Genomic DNA, 19,659 nt, shown 5'->3' with positions numbered 1-19,659 from the left:
CAGCATAAATTAATCCATATTGCACGTATCCAGAAGGCATACCAGCAACTTACGCATGCGCTATTCCCATGATATTATAAATTTATAATGTACCTATCTTGAAGAATTCTTACTATATACAAACTATTTACATATCCAGTACTCAGTTTTTGATAATAAAAGATTTTATGTTTAAAGACTTTTTCAATCCTGCTTTTGATTTCTTCCAACATTATTTCGATTAATCCTCTCATTTAATTCATATAAAGCTGTTTTATCCAAATCAAAGTGCAAAAGCTTTATCGCTTCATCGTAATAAGACCATTGGTATTCTAAATGCTCATCCGATATTGAGATCTTCATATTGACATCACATAGAACCGCAAAGGAATATACAGGAATAACAATCACTTTATCCCCCCAGTTTTTTTGTGATTTCTCAGAAAACAGATTTGCTGCAACATGGCACATTGAAGTCAGCGATAATAATTCATCGGATCTTATTCCTGCTTCTTCAAGTGTTTCTCGTTGTGCAGCAATTAAAGGTAGTTCATCGTCTTCTCCTCCGCCGGCAATAAATTGCCAGACACTCATATCTTCACGCTTGAAGATGCAATACTGCACAGTAGACTTTTCCATCTTGTAGGGTAATACTAATACGTTATAAGGTGCTCTTGCCATAATGATAAATCCTTTCTACTATAAAATTACTTATTAATTAAATTTGCTATATCTATAAACCCTTCCAAAATATATTGATTTTCAAATTCTGTTATTAATGGATGGATACATAAGCACACAATATGATCTTCAATGAAATTTGCATACGGGGTATCACTTACATTAGTATGCTTGAGAGTGTTTACCTAAAGATATCAAGAGCAATGTCTTGCATTCTTTTAAACTGGTTTACTCTCATTAATCCTATCGACAATTTTAAGCTTAAATTAATCATTTCTGGGGTTTTAGAAACAACTTTTGTTCGCCTTGTAAATCGTGCCAAGTGATGCCGCGGGTTACTGTTATCTTGTTTGATCGTATAAGTCCCTTGTTTACCTACAATATGACGTTCTTTGGGTAAAACTTCCTTAAAAGCATCCCAATGAGGGAAATATAGAAGTATATCAAAATGCATTAGCTACGATAGATCAAACTATTGAAAATAGAGAAAAGGAAAGGCAGGAGAATACGCCATGATTGCGCGCAGAAGAGATCTTTTCTTTATGTTATTGTTTTTTCTTATTGTTCTGGGTTTGCACATGCTTTTTCGCGCAGATAGAGCGTTATTACAGGAGAAACTAATGCATATTGCACGTATCCAGAAGGCATACCAGCAACTTACGCATGCGCTGGAGGGTGAGGCGGGCTTGCTCTCCCCAGAAAAGAGTGCTTACCTAGAGAGCCTCTTTAAGCTAGGTGCGCATCAAGCGGAGTATGATAGAGATTTCTTGATGCTCATTCTTAAACAGACGCTACTTGCGCTAGGGTTTACCCTCCTTCTGTGGACGCAGATAAAAAGGTTTCATCACGGTGCAGACCGCAGGCGAAGTAGATTTTCGTTACTCTACTTTCTCTTTATCGGGGGCATGACATACTTACTTCTATTCTTTATGCTCAACCGTATCACGATTGTAGCCATCCCTTATTGATGCGTCTATGCAAAGTAAGTGGGGTTATCTCACGAAAAAGTTAGGATGAGAAAGGATAGGAGTAGACGATGTATATCTTCTTTTGGATAGTGCTCTTTATCTTCCTTTTGGTAAAGATGCTCATGATTCCTAGTATCAAGGATGCCAGAGAAGATGCGGTCGCGTGGCAACAATTTTTAGAGAAGTGGGGCTTTGATGATGTGCCTAATCCCTATTTTTTCAAAGGGGGGATGATTTGGTTTTACAGTAAGCCGGTGAGAACGTTGGAGGCAGAGCATCCAGAATTTTCGCGCGAGGTACAGCAATGGTTTGTGCGACTCCATGAAGTACAAGAGCGTAATGGTAGGCGACTCTTTACGCTGTTGGCTATTATGCTGGTTACCGGGTTGCCGATGCTTATCTTGTAGTGCATACTTTTTTTCTTGGAGAATCGCATGTATCATCTCTTTTTAATAATACTCTTTATTACGTTAGCAACGAAAATCATTGCCATCCCCATGATGAAAAGAATGGAGGTGGACGATACCGAGTGGCGACTATTTTTAATGAAGTGGGGATTTCCCGAACCGTTTGTTATGATTTATGAGAATATGTGGTTCTGGTTGCATAGTAAGCCTGTCAAAACCTTACGAAGGGAGAACCCAGAATTTGATGCGGAACTGCAGATGTGGTTAGAGCGAATGCATGACATGCAGCGCAGAGCAATCTCAGGCATTCTGATAGTTTCGGGTGTTATGTTTTTAGCGATGCTGCCTGTGTTTATTATGGAGATGCTTTGAGGGAAGTTGATAACCATGCCGAAAAATGAATAAGTATTATTGTGGACGAATAGGAGCGATGTATGATGAAAAAGATCGTATTGGCGATGCTCATCTTAACGAGTTGCACGAAACCATCGCTTGAGAGGAGTACCGAACAAGCACGTAAGATTCAGGCGTTGCAAGCAGAAGAGTAGATGCTCTTAGAAAGGGGCTTTCTTTACGCAATGCTACATCTGAAGAGAGGATAATTTTATGTCTAAAAGAAGCAGTAGCCTAGGTAAATTTTGGCAATGGTGTCTTGCATATCAACCCTTATTATGGTATCTTATTACGTTTCCTCTCTTTATGTTACTCTATTTAGTACCAAAAGCAAGAGCTATTTTGGTGAATATCGAGACTGCTTACCCAGTGATTGGGGTATTTCTTACAAGATTCGTTGCGCTTGCCTTGGTCATTATCGTGCTGGGAACGTGGGGAGTGATTTTAGTACGCTCCATTTATGCCATACCTCTTATTCGGGATAATATGAAAAAATCTCAAGAGGGATAACGCAAAAATAGATGGGGGGAAGCATAAGATACGCGCGACTTAAATAACGCATCAAATGAGTCTAAAGCTAAAAGATACAACTAAAAGAGATCATCGAGATCTTCGTCGCTTAGCTCCTGCCAGAGATTTTTGGCAATGGCCGCACCAATGTCATAGCGGTCGAATGACTCATTGGCGAGCTTGTTTGGGCCAGACTCATTGGCTTCGGCTACCCCATTTGAATTCTCTCTACTGGGAAGAATTCCCCATGCGCTCAAGAGATCTTCGCCTCGACGTAGTGCAATTGCGCCTTGCTCATAGAGTTGCCCCGTGCCAGAGTCAGGGTTCGCGATACCAATGGCGTGTACAAAGAGATCGCGCCCTTGATCGAGGGCAAATTGTCCGGTAATCAGCGACCCCGATTTATGGGGCGCTTCGATGATGACGGTGCCTTGGCACATCCCCGCGATGATGCGGTTACGGGCAGGAAAGGTGTAGTTGGTGGGGCTCACCGACGGCGCATATTCGCTTAGTATCAGTCCCCCTTCATCGATAATGCGGGCAGCTAGGCTTTTGTGCGAGTTGGGGTAGAGGTGATCGAAGCCTCCACCCAAGATGGCGGTGGTGTGTCCGTGCACGGCCAGTGCGGCGCGGTGCGCTTGTCCATCTACCCCTAAAGCCAACCCCGAAACGATCGAACCTACATGAGGAGCGATCTCTTTGGTAAAGATACTGGTCTCTTCCTTGGCGCTTACCGAGGGGCGACGTGTGCCGACAATGGCAAGTTGGGGTAAATGAAAAGAAGGAAATGTTCCGCGATAATAGAGGAGAAATGGGGGATCATGAATCTCTTTGAGCAAGCTGGGGTAGCTAGCATCTGCCATATCGATGATACCAATATGGCGTTTTTGAAGCTGTTCATAGAGTTTTTCCGCATCGATTAATGCCTGTTTCCCGTGCCAGCATTGCCACGCTTCTTGTCGATATTTCGTGAGGCGTAGGTCGCTAAATTCCACCATAAGCTCTTGTCCATGGAGCGTGGAAAAATCGTGCTCATTGGTATACTTTTTTGCTAAAAGCGCGCGACTTCTTGCCGGTAAAAAGGGTATCATGTCGATAGCTAAAGAGAGGATATATGCCATAATTTTCTCTTAAGGAATGAGCGCTAAACCAGCATTAGCTTGATCAATATAGTATTTGTGAAGATCAGGGTTTCGGTTGGCTTCATCAATAATTTGTTGATAGAGATTGCGCGCCTGCAGATAATTGCCCTCTTTAAGGGTGATATGCGCGAGTAAGAGTTGTGCCTCTTGGCTCTGTGGATGGAGGCTCTGGTAACGTTTCACATACATTTTCGCCTGCCCTAGCATAGAGGTATCTTGGACGTAGATGCTTGCCAGTGCTAGAGAGGTGGGCGCATGGTTTGGGTCAATTTCGTATGATTTAAGCAAGTGGGCAAGGGCTTTTTCCTGATAGGTTGCCTGTTTGATGGGATCAATAGAAAGAGTACTGACCCAACCACTACTTACGCCGGCGTAGTAGTGCAAGGTGGCGCTTGCAGGGCGAATCTCGAGGGCAAGTTCAAATTGTTCGAGCGCTGCTTGGTAGAATTTTTGATTGAGATAAAGCGTTCCTAACATCTCATAAGCTAAGGATTTATCGTATAGCGCAATGAGGGCTTTTTGGAGTTGTTTCTCTTGGCGTTTAATCATTCGCCTTGCCTCTTGAACACTCAAGGATTGATCAAATTCGCGTAATCTCTTGGCAAGTTCTTCTTCACTCTCTTGCTTGGGGTTGACTTTCTGCACATCTTTGATATTTTTGGCGCTATCAATCCACTCGCTACGTAAGCTACGTCCACAGCTGGTAACGATGAGAAGGGGAAGAGTCAATAAAATCAATCTTTTCACGGTGAGGTTACTCCTTGCTTAGCATCATTCTTATCGGCAAAAAAGAGGAGAGACAATAGCCTTTGTTATAAATTATTTCGGGATCGCGGGTGAAATTTGTGATGCGCAAGGGCTAAATCTTGCCGATCGACATGGGTATAAATCTCGGTGGTGCCAATATCCACATGCCCTAAGAGTTCTTGCACTACGCGTAAATCTGCGCCATTTTTGAGCAGGTGCGTGGCAAAGGAGTGGCGTAGCGTGTGGGTCTTTAGCTCGATACCCTCTTGTGTCGCCCACTTTTTGAGGTTCAACCAGATACCTTTCCGGCTGATGCGATAGCCACGAAAGTTGAGAAAGAGCGCGTCTTCACTACGACGTTGATAAGGCGTTCCTTTACGTATTCTTAAAATGGCGCGCCGACTCTCTTTAAGGTAGCGCTCTAGCCAGTAGATTGCTTCTTCGCCAAGGGGAATGATGCGCTCTTTGTTTCCCTTACCAACCACGCGAATAATACCCTCCTTGAGAGAGAGGTTCTTCACATCGAGATCGACTGCTTCGCTGATACGCAAGCCACAGCTATACATCAATTCGTAGAGGGTGCGATCGCGTAAGCCCAGTACAGTGGTAATGTCGCAGGCCGATAAGAGTTGATCGATTTGTGCTTCGGAGACGACTTCGGGATTCTTTCGGCGAATACGTGGTCGTTTGATAAGCGCCATTGGGTTATGTTCGACAAGATCATAATAGAGCAGAAATTGCATAAACTTACGTAAGGCGCTCATCGCCTTGGCAACCGATACCGAAGAGAGTTCACGCGTAAGGAGGTATGCCTCGATAATTGGTGGCGTAAGGGCATCCCAGCTGAGTTGTTTGCGCTCCATGTAATCGAGAAAGAAGCTCACCTCACGTAGGTAGACATCAGCAGTGGCGAGACTACGACGCTCTTTGAGACATATTTCTGCCTCAAAGAGCTGGAGAATCTCCTTTTTCGAGAGTTGGTCGAGTTGGTGGGTCATGGGTGGTTAGAACCCTTCGCCTAGGTGCCGTAAGTAGCTAGGTACGCTCTCATCAAGCTCGATCTTCTCCTCATTTTTTTGACGTCTGCCCTTGGTAATGCTCTCCCACTCGTTGCTATCGATGACATTGGCTTTTCGCGCCGAAGGCGTGCGTTCGGGTTCGGGGGCAAATGTTTCGCTGTGAACAGGCGCAGGGCGCGATTGCATAGCGCGATGAGGCGCGGTATCGAGATCGGTAATTTCTGGTTCAAGTGGCGCAACGGGCTTGGGTTTTTGCCCGCCGACGGTGGTAAAGGTACGATTACCTCGCTCAATGACCCGTGGTTCTTCGCGGTTAAATCCTGTGGCAATGATGGTTACGTGTACTTCGTCGATGAGATTCTCGTCGATAACCAAGCCCATTTTGCGTTCGGTGTTCTCACTGATACGCTCGCTCAATGCGCTCATCAACTCATCACCTTCGTAGATACCAAAATCAGTTCCTGCCGTAATATTGACTAGTAGCCCGTGTGCGCCTGAAATATCGTTGTTTTCTACCAAAGGCGAATTGAGCGCTGCTTTTAGGGCATCGATGGCGCGATTATCGCCCTTGCCGATACCCATCCCCATGAGCGCTTCGCCTTTAAAGGAGAGCATTTTTCGCACGTCGGCAAAATCGACATTGAGATAACCTGTGTTGGTAATAAGATCGACCACGCCCTTAACTCCGATACATAGCAAGTTGTCGACCTTCGCAAACGCCTCTTTGAAGGTGGCTTTGTGGTCGGAGACTTCTAATAATTTTTGATTGGGGACAACGATAAGTGCATCGCTATTTTTACGTAGCTCCTCAAGACCCTCGCGGGCAATGTTCATCTTTCTTGCGCCTTCAAAGCTAAAGGGCAGGGTAACAATGGCGACGGTCAACGCCCCCGACTCCTTCGCCAGTGATGCGACGATCGGGAGACTACCGGTGCCCGTTCCCCCCCCAAGACCGGTGGTTAAAAAGACCATATGCGCGCCATCGATGACTTGCCGGATCGCCTCTTTATCCTCTTGGGCGGCACGGCTTCCTACATCAGGATTACCACCGGCACCTAATCCGCCGGTTAATTTTTGTCCAAGCGCGATCTTTTGTGGGGCAAGACACCGCGAAAGGGCTTGCATGTCGGTGTTAATGGCGACAAAATCAACCCCTTCGATATGGGTGCGAATCATGTGATCGATGGCATTACACCCACCGCCACCGGCACCAATAACCTTGATACGCGTGGTACCTAGGGTTTCATCGTTAGATTGGCTGGGGGTAGTCGAACTCTCCACCACAGTCATGTTTAGGCGATTCATAAGCGACCTCGTTTTATTTCCATGTTCCTTATCTTATTATTCTCTATTTTTAGCCATTGTGTCTAGTATTTTTTTAAAAAAAGTTCTCTTTTATCCAATTTAGCGTACTTTTTTTCTTGGGCTTACTCTCTTTTTTGCGTTTTTTTGCCGATAGGCGCTCTTCTTCAAAGAAATTCTCTTCGGGATAGAGCGAGTGGGGGAGATCGGGTTGGGCGGGTGCTTCGTCGGAGAAGTTTTGGCGTTGAATCTCTTTTTGGAGATATTCTGGTTGTTTGAGTAGCCCCCAGACGGTGCCGTATTGGGCAAGGCTCTCTTCGTCATCAAGGCCTTCCACGCCCATCACATAGGCGGATCGTGCCGAGAGATCGAAGATGCGCGCAAAGAGTTCGCTTGCACCGGGCAGTTGGCTTCCTCCGCCGGCAATCACAATCGACTTGGCTTTGTAGAGCCAACCGCTCTTTTCCAATCGACGTTTCGTTGCATTCGCGATGTCGGTCATTCTGGCTTGGAGGATATCGCACATTTTGCTCTCTAGCATCATCTCTGCCCCACGGCCGCCGAAGGGTGGGATGGGAATTTGGCGAATTTCATTGCCCAACAATCCACGATAGCAGATCCCATGTTCAATTTTGAGTTGTTCGGCAAGAGCAAGGGGGATCTTCTCCACTTCGGCAAGATCTCTGGTGAGCGAGGATGCACCGATAGGTAGTACGCTGTTGTAGTGAGGTTGTTCGTCGATAAAAAAAGCGATTTTGGTGGTACTCGCCCCCATCTCAATGAGAATAACTCCTTCCGTGCGCTCCACTTTAGAGAGCACCGCATAGGCGCAGGCCAAGGGCGAATAGATGAGCGCTTGCACGCTTCGCCCTGCCGATCGCACGGCTTGTTCTAGATTATTCAGCAAGCTACCGGGAGCGGTGATGATGTGGATACGCGCCTCTAACCGTACGGCTTGAATGTTGAGTGGCTCTCGGGTAATGAGGTGGTTGTCGATGCGATAATTGAGCGGAATAATCGCGGCTATCTCGCGATTGTCGGCTAAGGGGACGGCTTGGGCAGAGTCCATGACCTTCTCTACATCTTCTACCGAGATAGATCGAGGTTTACCACGTAGACCGACATTGGCAACGCCATCGGAATTTTGGGCTTGAATATGTTCGCCAGAGAAGCCAACAAAGCAGTGATGGATTTCTGATCCAGACTCTGCTTCCAATTGACTCAAGAGATCTTCAATGGCATGCACGCTCGCCTCTAAATTGAGAATAGCCCCCTTACGAATGCCCGCGGTATCACGACGCACTACCGCAACCTTGGTGGGGCGCTGAAATTCGTCATAGAATGCAGCTACCGCCTTCATGGTGGCCGAGCCTAAATCGATGGCCACATAGACATCTTGATTTTTGCTATATTCACTCACTGCGTACTCTCTCTTTATCGATAAAAAGATATGGATAGCCTACCACGTCTGCTTGGGTTAGTATAACAGATTATCGACCTTTGGGGTAGATATCTTGCTAGGTGTTGCGTTTTATTTTGTAGATAGATGACTTTTCTCTGATGAGTGTAGCAGATTATTGACTTTTAGGGGAGATATCTTGGCAGGAGATTGGGCTTTATTTTGTAGATAGATGCCCTTTCCTTTATGAGTATAGCAGATCATCGACTTTTAGGGGAGATATCTTGGGCGGAGGTTAGACTTTATCTTATAAATATTGGAAAAGTTGGTCGTCGTTTGTGTCGATGCTTATGGTTTTTCTTGCGTGTAGACAATTTCGTTGGTGCGAAAATCTACTTCGCCCAAAAAGCGTCCTTGACTCTCCAAGCTAAGGAGAACGACAAATGCCCGCTCGATATCTTCGGCCTTGAGGTAGCTCGCAAGTTTGGCTTTCGCGCGTAGGCCAATAAAGCTCACCTGCCAGTATAGTAAATTATCGGCCTTGCTGATGGCTTTGATACCGGCGATGGAGCTGTGGGTGGTGGGATGGTGTTCGCGTAGGCGTTGTAGCGCGGTGAGCAAAGGACGCATGCTCTTGTGTAGCCGAAGACCACTCTCCTCCTGTTCAAATTGTGCGCCATGTAATAGTGGCGGAAAGATGCCTGTCTTTTTGTTACTACTAAAGAGATAGCCACCATGATCCAAAAAGAGAATGCCTCCCTCGGCAGTGATGAGCGCCACGCTAGGATTATAGCCTTTCATCTGGATATAGAGTCTGCCAAAGTGTCCGCGTTGCACGTGTGCCTCTTGAATCATGCTCTGTGCTTCTAGGAGTTGGACAAGGGCTTTGGGGTCTACCTCCATGATACGCATGCCATAATCCAGATCACCAAGTTCATAGATATCGCTCTCTAGCACGTCAAAGTTGGCATCAATCAAGATGGTTTTGAGCAAGGTTCTGGGTAAAATAACGCCAAAATAGATCACTTCTAGCACAAGAATGACGATCAAAAAGAGAAGCACTCTGCCTTTAATGCTACTCACGTTCGCCCCTCTTTACGCGAGAGATTGAGCAGAATCCCGCACATCATCATCGAGACCAAGAGGTTACTGCCTCCTGCCGAGAAGAAGGGTAGGGGTAATCCGGTAACCGGAAAGATGCCCACCACCACCGCCATATTGAGAAAGGCTTGCCCCGCGAGTGTGGTTGCCAGCGCGATGGCTAAAAAGGAGGTGTAGTGCTTTTTTGTCTTCTGTCCGATGTCATAGGCCTTGACCAAGAGAAGCAAAAAGAGCCCAATCACGCTCATAATGCCTAAAAAGCCAAGCTCCTCAACTACCGCAGCAAAGATATAGTCCGACTGCACCAAACTGATACGCCCGAGCTTATACTCTCCCGCGCCCAAGCCCGTTCCACCGATGCCACTATTCTCAATGGCACGTAATGCGAGGATCGCTTGCCGGCCATTTTTGGTGAGGTCACCATCACCGCTCAACCAGAGTAAGACGCGTTGTATACGAAAGGGTGTGGAGATAATCGCCAAAATGCTCATCCCCAGCATCATTGCTAATTGGATCACCAGATAGCGCAAACTTATCCCGCCCATAAAGAGGATCAAAATGGCAATCCCAAAGAGAAAGACCGAGGTGGAGAGGTCGTTTTGAAAGAAGACGCTCAAGCCAAGCAAGGTTACCATCAACATTGGCCGTAACGCTCCGGCAAAGCTTGTGGCGAGGCGCTCGCGATGCCCATTAACGATGCGCGCCAAGTAGAGCACGAGGGCTAATTTGGCCAGCTCACTAGGTTGAAAGGAGAAGCCTCCGAGGAAAATCCAGCGTCTACCGCCTCGAATCTCTTGTCCCAAAATCCCAAAAACTGGCATCAAGTTGAGCAAAAGCACCAAAATAAAAAAGATAGGCGTGGCTTTGTGGATAGCACGAGGAGAGATCAAACTAAGAAAGATCATCGAGATAAAGCCAAGCATCAGCCATATCGCTTGCCGAGAGATAAAGTAGAGTAAGGGCGTGCCTTTTTGACTATACTGTTGCCATGAAAAGTAGAAGTAGCCCGAGAAGGTAATGACAAAACCAAAGAGAATCAGCGCGAGAATGACTAAAAGCAGTTCGAGATCGACTGCACCGCGTTGGAGATCGATCCAGCGATGCTCACTAAGCCAGCGAGGAAGCGTTCGCTTGGCTTTGATGCGAATTTGTATTTTACTTCTCTGCTTGTCAAAGAGCGCCGACATCGCCTACCTACTGCAACTTGAGTGTCGCCAAGGCAAATAGCGTAAAGAGAATCCCCAAAATCCAGAAGCGAATCACCACTTTGGTCTCGCTCCAAGGTTTGCTTTGATCACTACGCGCCTCTTTCCACGTAATTTCAAAGTGATGATGCAAGGGCGCCATACGTAAGATACGTCTGCCCGTACCATAACGTTTTTTGGTGTAGCGAAAGTAGCCAACTTGAATCATCACCGAGAGCGCTTCCATCACAAAGACCCCACCAATAATAATCAGTAAGATCTCTTTTTTAAGGATAATCGAGAAGATGCCCAAAGTTGCACCAAAGGCAAGTGATCCCACATCACCCATAAAGATCTCGGCAGGGTGTGAGTTGTACCATAAAAAGCCAATACACGCCCCGATAATCGCCATCGCAGGGATGACCAACTCACTGCTTCCTTGAATATGTGGGATGTTCAGATAGCTGGAGAAGTCGGCACGTCCAGAGATGTAGGCGATGACCATAAAGGCACCAAAGGCAAAGATCAAGAGACCAGTGAGGAGTCCGTCCAAGCCATCGGTAAGGTTGGTGGCATTGCTTGTGCCGATCAAGATGACCATCACGAAAGGAAAGTAGACCCAGCCTAAATCGATCACTGCCTCTTTGAAGAAGGGAAGATAGAGTAGCGAAAAATTCTCGCCCAAGCTAGGCACGTCGTCGTGCATGTGCGCCATCACGTGGGCTTTGATCAGTGCAACGATGAGTAATGAGAGGCCTACTTGCACAATGATCTTCATTTTTGCCGAGACACCGTCAGAATTTTTCAATTTGATCTTGAGGTAGTCATCGACAAACCCCAGCGCGCCAAATCCAAGAAGAGAAAGGAGAATAATCCACGTATAGAAACTATCGAAGCGTTGCCACAGGAGCGTCGCGATGAGGATGCTAACAATCATGATAACCCCACCCATCGTGGGCGTACCACTCTTAATGAGGTGATCTTGTGGACCATCGGTGCGTACGGATTGGCCTAATTTGAAGCGTTTTAGCGCGCGAATAATGCTGGGGCTAACAATAAAACTGATCAGTAGCGCGGTGATGGCGGCAAAAATCCCGCGAAACGAGATGTAACTAAGTACGCGTAAGGGGGGAAAATCTTGTAAAAATTGCTCTCCTAGCCAAAATAGCATAGTGATGAACTCCTTGGGTTTATTTTTTTTCGTGGATTGATGGCTCTTCTTTTGGTAAAAATTTTTCTTCTTCTAAAAAGGTAACGAGACGCTCTAATCGATGTGCCCGACTCCCCTTAATGAGCAGAAGATCACTAGCTTTAAGGTAGAGCTTGAGGTGCGCTTTGAGGGTATCAAAGTTGCTATCACAGAAGATCATTCCCGTAAAATTGCGTACTTTAAGCTCGCGTTCTAAAAAGAGCATCTCTTTACCTAAAAGAAAAATCGCCGTAACATCGGCATGCATAATGGGCTGGGCAAGCTCCTTATGCCCACTGGCACTCATGGCGCCAAGCTCTTTCATCTCGGCCAAAAAGAGCACCTTTCGGCTATACTTGAGCGCAGTAATCAGCTCGATGGCAGCCTTCATGCTTTCGGGATTGGCATTGTAGCAATCCTTCATTACGGTGATGGTGCCTTTTATGACCTCATTGCGATGTTCTCCTGCACGGATAGCCTGCAGACCCTGTTTGATTTGTGTGTGCTTGATGCCCATCTCTTTTGCCACGTAGATAGCAAGGGCGGCGTTTTCAAAGTTGTGGATACCCGGGAGGCGAAAGTGAATCTCTTCTGCGCCGAGGCTAAAGCGCCAACCATCCAGCCCAAGCGAGGTGATATTTTCTAAGCGTTTGATCGTGGCCGGATCGTAAAAAATCACATTGCCTTGGACATTTTGGGCAAGAAGTGAGGCATAGGCATCTTTTTGGGGGATAAAGGCCAGCTGATTGCCGTCAAAGCGACTAAAAATTGCCTTTTTTTCTAGCGCAATCGCTTCGACACTCTCCAAAAAGCCGATATGCGCTTTGCCAATATTGGTAATGATTGCGATATCGGGCTCGACAATTTGGGCTAAATCGGCAATCTCTCCGGCGTGGTTCATGCCCATCTCTAAAATGGTAACTTGATGACTGCCTTCAATATGAAAGATAGAGAGAGGTAGCCCCGTCTCGCTATTGAAATTTCCCGCCGTAGCATGCGTGTGGAAGGCTTGCGAGAAGATGCTATAGAGCAGATTTTTGACGGTGGTTTTACCCGAGCTCCCCGTGATAGCAATTTTTTTGAGGTTAGGGAATTTTTGTAAGTGCCACTTGGCAAGAATGTGAAGCGCTTTGAGCGGATCGTCGACGACAAAGAGCGCGCATCCATATTTAGTAGCATGCTCTTTTTGGGCTAAGAGTTCAAAGCCATCGTCGCTGCTACCAATGATGGCAGCCTTCGCGCCCTTCTTAAAGCTCTCCTCCACATAGATACGCCCATCTTGATGCGCACCCGACAATGCAATGAAGAGCGCCCCAGGTTCAATGCGACGGCTATCAATCTCTACGGAGGTAATGCTTGCCGTACCCGCAGCTGCCAAGTTGTTTACATGCAATAACTTGCTAATTTCTTGGATACTAAGAATCATCGCACTACTCCTTAATGTCAATAATCGTGATATCTTCGCCTGCAAGGCGACGCAGTTGCCATTGTGGATTTTGTTCAATTAAAATGAGTAAACGCTCGGGAGCAGAGAGCGCGGTAATGTTGGCTTGAAGGCGTCGATTTTGTTCAAGGGTAAGCTCTTGTCGGCGCTCAAGGGAGCGAAGCTGATAGGCATTGATTTGAAATTGCCACGCACTCCACACTTGCAAGAGCGCAACCGATGCGAGAAGGAGTAGGAGCAGGGAGTAGGTAAAGTGTTTCCATGTCATGGGTTTAGGCACTCCTTAGGATAGCGGGACATCTTCTGGATAATACAGAAGCCAGCGCGTGTGGAGATGCTGAATATGAGATTTGAGGAGTGTAAGTAAGGTGTTTGCAGAACATGGATTGGGTTACTCCTTAGGATAGCGGGGCATCTTCTGGATAATACAGAAGCCAACGCGAGTGGAGATGCTAAGTATGAGATTTGAGGAGTGTGGGTAAGGTGTTTGTAGAACATGGATTGGATTACTCCTTAGGGTAGGGGCGAATTTTTTGGATAACGCGCAGGCGAGCGCTTCGCGAGGCAGGATTTTCTGCTATCTCTTGAGGCGTGGCAGTGATGCCTTTAGGGCTTATCTGCTTGGCATAGGCGCCAAGGCAGGTGCATCTAAGTTGATTATCGGGACATTGGCATGATTTTGTGAGCTCTTTGAAGAAGTGTTTGACGATACGATCTTCGAGGCTGTGGAAGGTGATGATGCCTAATTTGCCATTGGTCTCTAGGCGAGAGAAGGCAAGGGGCAGCATGCGTTCGAGGCGAGAGAGCTCGTGATTGACCGCGATGCGCAACGCCTGAAAGACCTTGGCGGCGGGGTGAAGGTATTGCGTTGGTTTGGGTTTGATGACGGACTTGATGAGATTGCTTAGCTCTTTGGCGCTGGTGATGGGGGCGCTTTTGCGTTGGTGTACGATGGCTTTGGCGATGCGTCTGCTCTCTTTCTCTTCGCCGTAGCGCCAGAAGATAGAAGCAAGATCGCTTTCGCTTTTGGTGAGGAGGAGATCGTAGGCGCTCTCTCCACTGGGGTTTAGGCGCATGTCGAGGGAGGATTCGTCGTCGTAGGAGAAGCCACGCGCTGCGCCTTTGTAGTGGAACATACTAATACCTAGATCTAAAAGTATCGTGCTGGGGGGAGCTTGGTTGGGTGGATAGTGGGCGAAGTAGTCGTCAAAAAATTGATTGACCAATTGATAGCGCCCTGCATAAGGTATGAGGTTGGTATGGGCGCGTTGGAGCATCTGTGGGTCGGCATCTAGCCCAATCAGGCTGATGCTTGGATAGGAGCTTAGCGCATAGCTTGCGTGCCCTGCCTCGCCGAGGGTACCATCAATCCAGATACCTGAAGCCGAAGTAGGTTGTAGAGTAACAATCGACTCTTCTTTTAGTACCGAATAGTGTCCTTGATAGGAATTCTTGCTGATAGGGCGCTTCCTCTTTGTCCGCAATAGTATTGCTAGCATTCTAGCCAATTTATCATGAAAAATCAATCACTTTATCCCAAATGATTAGGGAAAAGATGGAATAATCGAGGAAATTTTGTCGGTTTGTACAGAAATTCGCGAAAAGATCGGGGAAAAGTAAGGCTAGAGGATTACGATATGCCGGCTATTTGCCGATAAGGGTAGTGATATTGAGCTGTGATTTTTCAATGTTATTTATTCTAAAGGCCAAACTGATAGAGGAATTTGCATGATTGCACTAAAAAAAGGTGTGCCACGTATCCATTACTACAACCAAGACTTTGTCGACTTATACGTGCGAAGTTGGAACTTGATCGATGCCCAATGGGCACGCGGCACCAAAGCGAGCGGGTTTGAGGGGTCGATGTTTCACCAGAAAGATAAAGTAGATATCTCGGTAACCGATGCCTGTTTCTCCTCTTTTTATCTGGTGTACTCTAACAAGGTTTACTCCGCGTTTGCCACCCTTGATGCTATTTACGCCAAACAGGAACTATCCGGAGCGATCCGTAGCCACTACAACTTTACCACTGGCGAAGCGATTCTTGCTGAGAATAATCCTTTAGGGTTAGCCCCGCCAATTTTTGCGTGGGTAGAGTTTGATATTTATCATAAAATTGGTATTAAAAAGCGGGTTAAAGATGTGCTACCGATCCTTGGCGATTACTTTAACTGGCTCGATCAAGTGGCCTTTGATGAGACGCTTGGTCTCTATCATGCGCCATTATCTGCCTCGATTATGGTGGATTGTAAACCGCGAAAAGATGCGCTCTATCTTATCGATTTTAATTGCCAACAGGCGCTTAATGCGCTCTATATGTCGTATCTTGCTGACATTATGAATGACAAGGAGCTCTCGTTTCGTTATAAAAAGCGCTACTTTATGCTCAAGACAAAAATCAATGCGCTGATGTGGTCAGAAGATGCTGGATTTTACTTTGATTTAGATGAGAGTGGCAATCAAATTAAGGCGCGTACGCTTGCCGCTTACTGGGCGCTTTTAGCCGAACTTCCCACCGAGGAGAATGCCGATCGCCTGATTGCTCATTTACACGATCCCGATGGTTTTGCTACGCCCAACCCTTTCCCTAGCATCGCGGTAAACGAGAGCGATTTCAATGCTAAGGGTGATGGCTTTAATGGCGGGGTCTATCCCGAACTTACTTATATCGTGATTAAGGGCTTGGAGAAGTTTAAAAAATTTGAATTTGCGCGCGAGGCTGCGGCCAAGCACATTTACTTTATCCTCGATCGGATGCATCCCGATGGCGATGGTGTGGGACATTTTTGGCAGAGCTATCAACCCCTTAGCGACGGCATTGCTTGGGTGGGGGATGGCAAGGAGAATGCCAACCAAAAAGATATCTTAACGATGGTTTGTCTTGCCACAATTACGCTCATGATTGAGAATATTGTGGGGCTGATTATTAGTCTGCCACGCAAAACGGTCGACTGGATTGTGCCGACACTGGAGCTTATGGGTATTGAAAATTTGAGTCTAAAACGTAATATTATTAGCATTTTATGTGTGAAAAATCATCGTCAAAGCTGGGAAATTCGCCTCAAGAGCGAGAAGCTTTACTACTTTACGGTCAATCTTGTCAACATAAAAAAGAAGACGCTTCCCATTCCTTCTGGGCAATGTTCAATGCTCATCGAGAAGCTTTAAGGGTGAGAAAAAAGGAGAAATAAGCATGGAGAATCAAGAGGCATTTACCGCAATTGCAACGTCGTTACGCTGTTTAAGCATGGATATGGTGCAGAGTGCCAACTCAGGACACCCTGGGTTGCCTATGGGCATGGCGGATGTGATGGCGGTGCTTTATGGTAAGTATCTTAAACATGATCCAAGCGATCCCAAATGGTGCGACCGCGATCGATTTGTGCTTTCGGCAGGACATGGATCGTCTTTGCTTTACGCCCTTTTACACCTCAGTGGTTACGATCTTCCCCTTAGTGAGTTGCGTCGCTTTCGCCAACTTCATTCGGCTACTGCGGGGCATCCTGAATACGGACATACGGTGGGGGTGGAGACGACGACTGGGCCTTTGGCTGCGGGTTTTGCTACGGCGGTGGGCATGGCGATTGCCGAAGCCAATCTTGCCAAGCGTTTTAATCAAGGCGAAGAGCGTATTGTCGACCATAAAACCTATGTGGTGATGGGTGACGGCTGTATGATGGAGGGGCTTAGTGGCGAAGCTGCATCGCTGGCAGGGCATCTCAAACTGGGGAAACTTATCGCTATTTATGATAGCAACCAAATCACCATCGAGGGCAAGACCGATTTAGCCTTTAGTGAAAATGTGGCTATGCGTTTTGCGAGTTATGGCTGGCAGGTTATCGAGATAGACGGGCATGATTATGACGCGATTGATGGTGCGTTTGCGCAGGCTAACACACAGCAAGATGGTGATAAGCCTTTGCTTATTATTGCTAAAACGATTATCGGCAAGGGTGCAGCCACGAAGGCAGGGTCGCATAAGATTCACGGGGCGCCGTTGGGGCAAGAGGAGATTATCGCCACGCGCAAGGCGTTAGGTGTGCCCGAAGGGGTCGATTTTTATGTCGATCCACGTGCGATTCAATGGATGCAAGCGCGTCGTAACGCGATCGATCATCTACGCGGTGCATATCAAAATCAGCTATTGCATTGGCAACGTCAACACCCAGATTTAAATAAAGCGTGGGAGGCGATTCACACCGAATCTTATAGTTATTTAGCATCAGAGCATTGGGAGCAACTCTTCAACGAGGGCGACAAGGTTGCTACGCGCGTGGCAAGTGGGCGCATTTTGCAAGAGGTGGCTAGGCGTGTGCCTGCGTTGATGGGCGGGAGTGCCGATTTAGCGCCATCGAACAATACGGCGATTGCTGATTGGCCGGTGGGATTTAGTGCCGACCATCGCGAGGCAAAGATGTTGCACTTTGGTGTTCGTGAGCATGCGATGGCGAGCATTACGAATGGGTTGGCGCTACATGGTGGATTTAAAGTTTTTTGCGCGACCTTTTTAGTCTTCTCTGACTACATGCGGGCGGCGATGCGCTTAGCGGCGTTGATGCATTTACCTGTGGTTTATGTCTTAACACATGATAGTATCTATGTGGGAGAAGATGGCCCAACCCATCAACCTATCGAGCAGATAGAGTCGTTACGCCTTATCCCGAACATGGAGGTGTTGCGTCCTGCCGATGCGCAAGAGAGTGCTTGGGCTTGGCAGTGGGCATTGACGCAAAAAGAGAGGCCTGTGGTCTTGGCGTTGAGCCGTCAAGATTTACCGGTGCTTCCTAAGCCTCATGGTTGGCAAGAGGGGATGGCTAAGGGTGGATATGTTGCTTTTGAGCCGAAGGTTCATCCCCAAGTGGTGGTGTTAGCGACGGGTTCGGAGGTGAGCTTGGCGGTTGCGGTGGCAGAAAAGATGTCGATTGGGGTGCGGGTTGTATCCGTATCTTCTCGTCGATTATTAGAGCAGAATGTTCCTCACTATCGGCACTTGGTGGGTGATGGGTTACCTGTAATCAGTGTGGAGGCGGGGGTACGTGGTGGCTGGGCGTCGCTAGCGCATGCGGGTGCTATCTCTATTGAACGTTTTGGCGCGAGTGGTAAGGCTGGAGAGGTGGCAGTAGATGTCGGATTAACCGCCGATGCACTGATGACGTTGATTCAAGAAGTTGCTAAATAATTAGGAGATATTGAATTAGATATGCGAAGAATTCTTATTATCGTATTAGGTGTACTTTCGTTTTTGGGGTGTCAAAAGAGAGAAGCAGAGGATCGTCGCTATACAATTTTAGTCGGATCGGAGATGGAGGGTATTCCTTTTTCGTTGCCTAAAGATAAGAGTCTTCAATATTATGATTGGCAGGTGGTGGTGGATGGGGAGGGTACGCTAGAAGAGCGTCTGGAGCGGCATGAGGTAGACTTTTACTTTGTCGACTTTTTTACATATTATAATATGTTTGAGGGGGAGAGTGAGTTTGCCAAGCATCAGGTGATTCTCTCCAGTGCCATTGACGCGGGGTTGGTCGTACGAAAATCTCTGGATGTTAATAGTATGGCTACTTGGCGCGTGGGGATGACAGTGGGCACGTTAAGCGATTACGCCCTCGATTACTGGTTAGAGAATGGTGGATTTTCGCGCATTCAGGTGCGTGACCAAGCGCAAGGAGCTAACTTGATGCAGAGTGGGGAGTTGGATGCGATGGTGCTTTCGTCTTATTATGCGCAACCTTTGCTTGCTAGTGGGGAGTTTATGTGGCTTTATCAGACGATTGAGGAGCCACTGCCCTTGAATATGCTCCTTAGTACTGATTCTCGCAGTCATACGGAGTTGACACATATCATTCACGACTATCGCGTATCGCTAAGTGCCTATCAACAAGAGCCTGCTTTACTAAATAAGTGGCAATTGAGCGATCGTGCACGGGAACAGATGCTTCATAATGATGAGATTACGCCCTTTTTATCGCCTGCACTCTTTGAATCTCTTCGTTATTGGCGGGTGGTCAATGTGCCCTTTAGCCCTAGCTGGCGCTACGATCTTCTGATGTGGCTTCCTAGAGAGGAGATGGAAGGGGTTTAGGCACATTTTATTATCCTATTATGGAAGATTCTAATAATATTTAACATTGAGCATAAAATAGACTTGTCTTTTTGCCTAAACCGTGTTATAATTTCAATCAGAGGGTGGTGAGTTA

Annotated in this window: 20 protein-coding genes; 7 read left to right on the top strand and 13 right to left on the bottom strand. The window is 46.9% G+C overall.

Going from position 1 to position 19,659, the window contains the following annotated elements:
- Positions 1 to 183: 183 nt before the first annotated feature.
- Together PVA46_RS05460 and PVA46_RS08390 are read right to left on the bottom strand one after the other, a co-directional pair.
- A complete protein-coding gene (locus tag PVA46_RS05460) occupies positions 184 to 660 on the bottom strand; it encodes an NUDIX hydrolase (protein WP_167695747.1) in 477 nt (158 codons plus the stop codon).
- Between the two features lie 181 nt (positions 661 to 841).
- Positions 842 to 1,114 (bottom strand): IS1 family transposase, encoded by a 273-nt coding sequence (locus tag PVA46_RS08390; protein ID WP_167695746.1) that lies wholly within the window; start codon positions 1,112 to 1,114, stop codon positions 842 to 844.
- A gap of 166 nt (positions 1,115 to 1,280) precedes the next feature.
- Between PVA46_RS08390 and PVA46_RS05455 the strand changes: the two genes are divergently transcribed.
- From PVA46_RS05455 to PVA46_RS05440, 4 genes are all read left to right on the top strand, one after another.
- Complete coding sequence (locus PVA46_RS05455; RefSeq protein ID WP_167695745.1) at positions 1,281 to 1,628, top strand: hypothetical protein; 348 nt, start codon at positions 1,281 to 1,283, stop codon at positions 1,626 to 1,628.
- A gap of 68 nt (positions 1,629 to 1,696) precedes the next feature.
- Positions 1,697 to 2,035: a hypothetical protein gene (locus PVA46_RS05450; protein ID WP_167695744.1), complete on the top strand. Its 339-nt coding sequence runs from the start codon at positions 1,697 to 1,699 to the stop codon at positions 2,033 to 2,035.
- Between the two features lie 27 nt (positions 2,036 to 2,062).
- Positions 2,063 to 2,407: a hypothetical protein gene (locus PVA46_RS05445; RefSeq protein ID WP_167695743.1), complete on the top strand. Its 345-nt coding sequence runs from the start codon at positions 2,063 to 2,065 to the stop codon at positions 2,405 to 2,407.
- A 234-nt stretch (positions 2,408 to 2,641) separates the two neighbouring features.
- The gene (locus tag PVA46_RS05440; RefSeq protein WP_167695742.1) at positions 2,642 to 2,938 is read left to right on the top strand and encodes a hypothetical protein; all 297 of its coding nucleotides are present in this window, start codon (positions 2,642 to 2,644) and stop codon (positions 2,936 to 2,938) included.
- Positions 2,939 to 3,018: 80 nt separating this feature from the next.
- Here PVA46_RS05440 and dprA read toward each other — a convergent pair whose 3' ends face one another.
- The 11 genes from dprA to rsmH all read right to left on the bottom strand — a co-directional run bounded on the left by dprA (position 3,019) and on the right by rsmH (position 14,964).
- Positions 3,019 to 4,059 carry a DNA-processing protein DprA gene (dprA, locus tag PVA46_RS05435; protein WP_167695741.1) on the bottom strand — a complete coding sequence of 347 codons (1,041 nt, stop codon included), beginning with the start codon at positions 4,057 to 4,059 and terminating at the stop codon, positions 3,019 to 3,021.
- Between the two features lie 9 nt (positions 4,060 to 4,068).
- Positions 4,069 to 4,827: a tetratricopeptide repeat protein gene (locus PVA46_RS05430; protein ID WP_167695740.1), complete on the bottom strand. Its 759-nt coding sequence runs from the start codon at positions 4,825 to 4,827 to the stop codon at positions 4,069 to 4,071.
- 65 nt (positions 4,828 to 4,892) lie between these two features.
- Positions 4,893 to 5,825, bottom strand: a complete 933-nt coding sequence (locus tag PVA46_RS05425) for a tyrosine recombinase (protein WP_167695739.1) — start codon at positions 5,823 to 5,825, stop codon at positions 4,893 to 4,895.
- A 6-nt stretch (positions 5,826 to 5,831) separates the two neighbouring features.
- The gene (ftsZ, locus tag PVA46_RS05420) at positions 5,832 to 7,151 is read right to left on the bottom strand and encodes a cell division protein FtsZ (RefSeq protein ID WP_167695738.1); all 1,320 of its coding nucleotides are present in this window, start codon (positions 7,149 to 7,151) and stop codon (positions 5,832 to 5,834) included.
- Positions 7,152 to 7,224: 73 nt separating this feature from the next.
- Complete coding sequence (ftsA, locus tag PVA46_RS05415) at positions 7,225 to 8,568, bottom strand: cell division protein FtsA (protein ID WP_167695737.1); 1,344 nt, start codon at positions 8,566 to 8,568, stop codon at positions 7,225 to 7,227.
- A 327-nt stretch (positions 8,569 to 8,895) separates the two neighbouring features.
- Positions 8,896 to 9,630, bottom strand: coding sequence for a cell division protein FtsQ/DivIB (locus PVA46_RS05410; protein WP_167695736.1), 735 nt, complete (start codon positions 9,628 to 9,630; stop codon positions 8,896 to 8,898).
- Positions 9,627 to 10,835 (bottom strand): FtsW/RodA/SpoVE family cell cycle protein, encoded by a 1,209-nt coding sequence (locus PVA46_RS05405; RefSeq protein ID WP_167695735.1) that lies wholly within the window; start codon positions 10,833 to 10,835, stop codon positions 9,627 to 9,629. Before PVA46_RS05405 ends, PVA46_RS05410 begins: the two co-directional genes overlap by 4 nt.
- 7 nt (positions 10,836 to 10,842) lie before the next feature.
- Positions 10,843 to 12,003 (bottom strand): phospho-N-acetylmuramoyl-pentapeptide-transferase, encoded by a 1,161-nt coding sequence (gene mraY / locus PVA46_RS05400; protein WP_167695734.1) that lies wholly within the window; start codon positions 12,001 to 12,003, stop codon positions 10,843 to 10,845.
- Between the two features lie 19 nt (positions 12,004 to 12,022).
- A complete protein-coding gene (locus PVA46_RS05395) occupies positions 12,023 to 13,447 on the bottom strand; it encodes a UDP-N-acetylmuramoyl-tripeptide--D-alanyl-D-alanine ligase (protein WP_167695733.1) in 1,425 nt (474 codons plus the stop codon).
- A gap of 4 nt (positions 13,448 to 13,451) precedes the next feature.
- On the bottom strand, positions 13,452 to 13,733 hold the full coding sequence (locus tag PVA46_RS05390; RefSeq protein WP_167695732.1) for a hypothetical protein: 282 nt from the start codon (positions 13,731 to 13,733) through the stop codon (positions 13,452 to 13,454).
- Positions 13,734 to 13,971: 238 nt separating this feature from the next.
- Complete coding sequence (gene rsmH / locus PVA46_RS05385) at positions 13,972 to 14,964, bottom strand: 16S rRNA (cytosine(1402)-N(4))-methyltransferase RsmH (protein WP_167695731.1); 993 nt, start codon at positions 14,962 to 14,964, stop codon at positions 13,972 to 13,974.
- Between the two features lie 229 nt (positions 14,965 to 15,193).
- Between rsmH and PVA46_RS05380 the strand changes: the two genes are divergently transcribed.
- From PVA46_RS05380 to PVA46_RS05370, 3 genes are read left to right on the top strand one after another with little or no spacing between them, the layout of a single operon-like run.
- Positions 15,194 to 16,633, top strand: coding sequence for an MGH1-like glycoside hydrolase domain-containing protein (locus PVA46_RS05380; RefSeq protein WP_167695730.1), 1,440 nt, complete (start codon positions 15,194 to 15,196; stop codon positions 16,631 to 16,633).
- Positions 16,634 to 16,658: 25 nt separating this feature from the next.
- On the top strand, positions 16,659 to 18,644 hold the full coding sequence (gene tkt / locus PVA46_RS05375) for a transketolase (protein ID WP_167695729.1): 1,986 nt from the start codon (positions 16,659 to 16,661) through the stop codon (positions 18,642 to 18,644).
- A gap of 21 nt (positions 18,645 to 18,665) precedes the next feature.
- On the top strand, positions 18,666 to 19,544 hold the full coding sequence (locus tag PVA46_RS05370; RefSeq protein ID WP_167695728.1) for a substrate-binding domain-containing protein: 879 nt from the start codon (positions 18,666 to 18,668) through the stop codon (positions 19,542 to 19,544).
- Positions 19,545 to 19,659: the final 115 nt, after the last annotated feature.

Origin of the sequence: Entomospira culicis, from assembly GCF_028748145.1 — a bacterium.
GTDB lineage: Bacteria > Spirochaetota > Spirochaetia > WRBN01 > WRBN01 > Entomospira > Entomospira culicis.
The sequence above is the reverse complement of the archived record's forward strand: the minus strand, read 5'-3'. Positions and strand labels throughout refer to the sequence as shown.